General features: G+C 52.1%; 3 protein-coding genes. All 3 read left to right on the plus strand.

The features are described 5' to 3' along the window. The first annotated feature begins 423 nt into the window (after positions 1-423). The 3 genes from nrdR to ribD all read left to right on the plus strand — a co-directional run bounded on the left by nrdR (position 424) and on the right by ribD (position 2,618). Complete coding sequence (gene nrdR, locus HMPREF2954_RS00180) at positions 424-885, plus strand: transcriptional regulator NrdR (protein WP_003776195.1); 462 nt, start codon at positions 424-426, stop codon at positions 883-885. Positions 886-925: 40 nt separating this feature from the next. Then, entirely contained in the window at positions 926-1,456 is a 531-nt protein-coding gene (locus tag HMPREF2954_RS00185) for a hypothetical protein (RefSeq protein ID WP_231574621.1), read from the plus strand. Between the two features lie 64 nt (positions 1,457-1,520). Continuing rightward, positions 1,521-2,618, plus strand: a complete 1,098-nt coding sequence (gene ribD, locus HMPREF2954_RS00190; protein ID WP_045073005.1) for a bifunctional diaminohydroxyphosphoribosylaminopyrimidine deaminase/5-amino-6-(5-phosphoribosylamino)uracil reductase RibD — start codon at positions 1,521-1,523, stop codon at positions 2,616-2,618. The last annotated feature ends 98 nt before the right edge of the window (positions 2,619-2,716 follow it).

Raw genomic sequence — 2,716 nt, forward strand, 5'->3', positions numbered from 1 at the left:
CCGACAGATGTCGGGGGCTTTTACTTTGTATTGTCTATAGGGCTGGTAATCATGGTTTATGCGAGTTATTGAAGGTGCTCATGGAAAATCTCCTTAAATGGCTGCTGAAGATCTTTGCAAAAATAGTCTGTTAACAAAATTTGATGCATAAAAATGTGCTAAAAAATCTTAATTGACTAAAAAATTTCTAATATTGAGAAAAGAGTAGAAGAAATTAGGTAGACTCTTCATTTTGAAAACGGTATTGAGCATAAATGCTGATAATTTATGTTATTTCAAAGGTTTCTGCTGGGGGATTTTTAGGATTGGAGGTGGCTTTACAAAAGTTTTGTACTTTATTAGCTGTTAATAAACCCACCGACTATACGGGAATAGCTCAATCAGCTACAATTCCGTTTCACAAACAAATAAATTCAAAAACTTATGAAATGTCCGTTTTGTCAGCATCCCAATACTCAAGTCACTGATTCGCGGCTCTTGGAAGAGACGAACAGCATCCGCCGCCGCCGCCGTTGCGTGGAGTGCGGGCAGCGGTTCAGTACGTTTGAAACGGTCGAAATGCGGATGCCGCAGGTGATTAAATCCAACGGTACGCGCGTGGCGTTTAATCCTCACAAGCTGAGAACCAGTTTGGAACGGGCTTTGCACAAACGCCCGATTGCCCAGGAAAAAATCGATGAAACGGTCGCGCTGATTGAGCAGCGTCTGTATCAGTCGGGCAACAAGGAAGTGCCGTCGCGCATGGTGGGCGAAATGGCGATGGAGGAATTGGCAAAAATCGATCAGGTCGCCTATGTCCGTTTTGCTTCCGTGTATAAAAGTTTCAACGACGTGTCCGAGTTTACTCAGGCAATCGCCACGCTGGTGCAGACCGACGGGAAATAGGTCGTCTGAAAGCGGTGTGTTGATGATGAAGAGGATGTTTATGAAAAGAGTTTTATCCGTAGCCGCCGCACTATTCTGCCTTGCCGCCTGCAACCCCGAACAGGGCGATGCGGCGTCGAAAGCCGCCTCCGATACGGTTCAAACGCTGACGAGCATGGACGGCAAAATTTCCATTTCAGTCCACAACAGCCACTTCTCCGACATCATCGCCGATTCCGCCCGTCATCCGAAAAACGTTCCCGCCTCCAACCTGATTCTGCTCCAACACGACCCTGAAGCGCGCATTACCATTTATGCGGCAAACAACGGCCCGGCGCAAACGGATGCCAAAACCTATTTCGCCGAACTCAAAACTACCCTGCAATCCGACGAGACTCAAAATGTCCGCGTCGGTATCGCCACTGACAACCGCATGAATTACCAAACCGACCGCGAAGACCGGCAAGGAAAGTTCAACCAATACTGCATCGCTATTCACGAAGCCAATATCTATACCGTTTGCGCGTACAGCCATCACGCGGGGCAGAAAGATTTGTCCGTCGTTTTAAAAGAAGTGAGTCTGGCGCATTAGCGTTTGAACGAATAAAACACGGCAAAGGTCGTCTGAAAACGGAAAACTTTAAGAAATCCACATTATGTTTGATTGTATTGATACCCAAATGATGCAAAACGCCCTTGCCCTTGCGCGGCTCGGGCGTTTTTCCACTTCCCCCAATCCCCGCGTCGGCTGCGTGATTGCACACGGCAGTCAAATCGTCGGACAAGGGTTTCATGTCAAAACAGGCGAACCGCACGCCGAAGTGCATGCGCTGCGGCAGGCGGGCGAAATGGCGCGCGGGGCGACGGCTTATGTGACGCTCGAACCGTGTAGCCATTACGGCCGTACGCCGCCCTGCGCCGAAGCCCTAATCGGCTCGGGCGTATCGCGTGTGGTCGCTGCCATGACCGACCCCAATCCTTTGGTGGCAGGCAAAGGTTTGGCAATGCTCGAAGCCGCAGGCATCCGCACCGAAAGCGGTTTGCTGGAAACCGAAGCGCGCGAACTCAACCGCAGCTTCCTTTCCCGTATCGAACGCGGCCGCCCGTTTGTCCGCATCAAATGCGCCGCCAGCCTGGACGGCAAAACCGCGCTCGCCGACGGACGCAGCTACTGGATTACCGGCGAAGCCGCAAGGGCGGACGTACAGACCTTACGCGCGGAAAGCTGCGCCGTCTTAACCGGCATCGGCACGGTGCTTGCGGACAACCCGCGCCTCAACGTCCGCGCCTTCCCGACCCTGCGCCAGCCCACGCGCATCGTGTTGGACAGCAAACTGCAAACGCCGTTGAACAGCCACATGGTTTCAGACGACCTCAGCCCCACCGTCATCGTAACCGCCGTCGATGATGAAGAACGCCTCAAACCATACCGCGCGTTCAATCATATCCGCATCTTGAGGTCGTCTGAAAACGCCGCCGGACGTATAGACCTTGCCGCACTGCTGCCCCAGTTGGCAGAACTGGGCTACGGCGAGATTATGGTCGAAGCGGGCGCGACGCTGACCTCTGCCTTTATCGAAGCAGGCTTGGCAGACGAAATCGTGTTGTACCAAGCGCCGAAAATCTTAGGCGAAGGCAGAAGCCTGCTTACCCTCCCTGCTAACCCCGCCGTTTTGACTTCGGAAGGCGAGTGGGAAAGTCGTTCGGTAGAGCTGATCGGGCAGGACGTAAAATGGGTTTTGCGTAAAAAATAGGCTGCTCCATAAACAAGAAAGGTCGTCTGAAAATTGATTTTGGGTTTTCAGACGGTCTTGATTAACGGTGCAGCGTACCGAAGCTTTGTTCGACCACA

Source organism: Neisseria sp. HMSC067H09 (assembly GCF_001814135.1).
Taxonomy (GTDB): Bacteria; Pseudomonadota; Gammaproteobacteria; order Burkholderiales; family Neisseriaceae; genus Neisseria.

What these genes read in the sequence shown, in the direction of transcription:
- nrdR (WP_003776195.1), top strand. Translation starts at nt 424, where the DNA reads ATGAAATGTCCGTTTTGTCAGCATCCCAATACTCAAGTCACTGATTCG.
- HMPREF2954_RS00185 (WP_231574621.1), top strand. Translation starts at nt 926, where the DNA reads ATGAAAAGAGTTTTATCCGTAGCCGCCGCACTATTCTGCCTTGCCGCC.
- ribD (WP_045073005.1), top strand. Translation starts at nt 1,521, where the DNA reads ATGTTTGATTGTATTGATACCCAAATGATGCAAAACGCCCTTGCCCTT.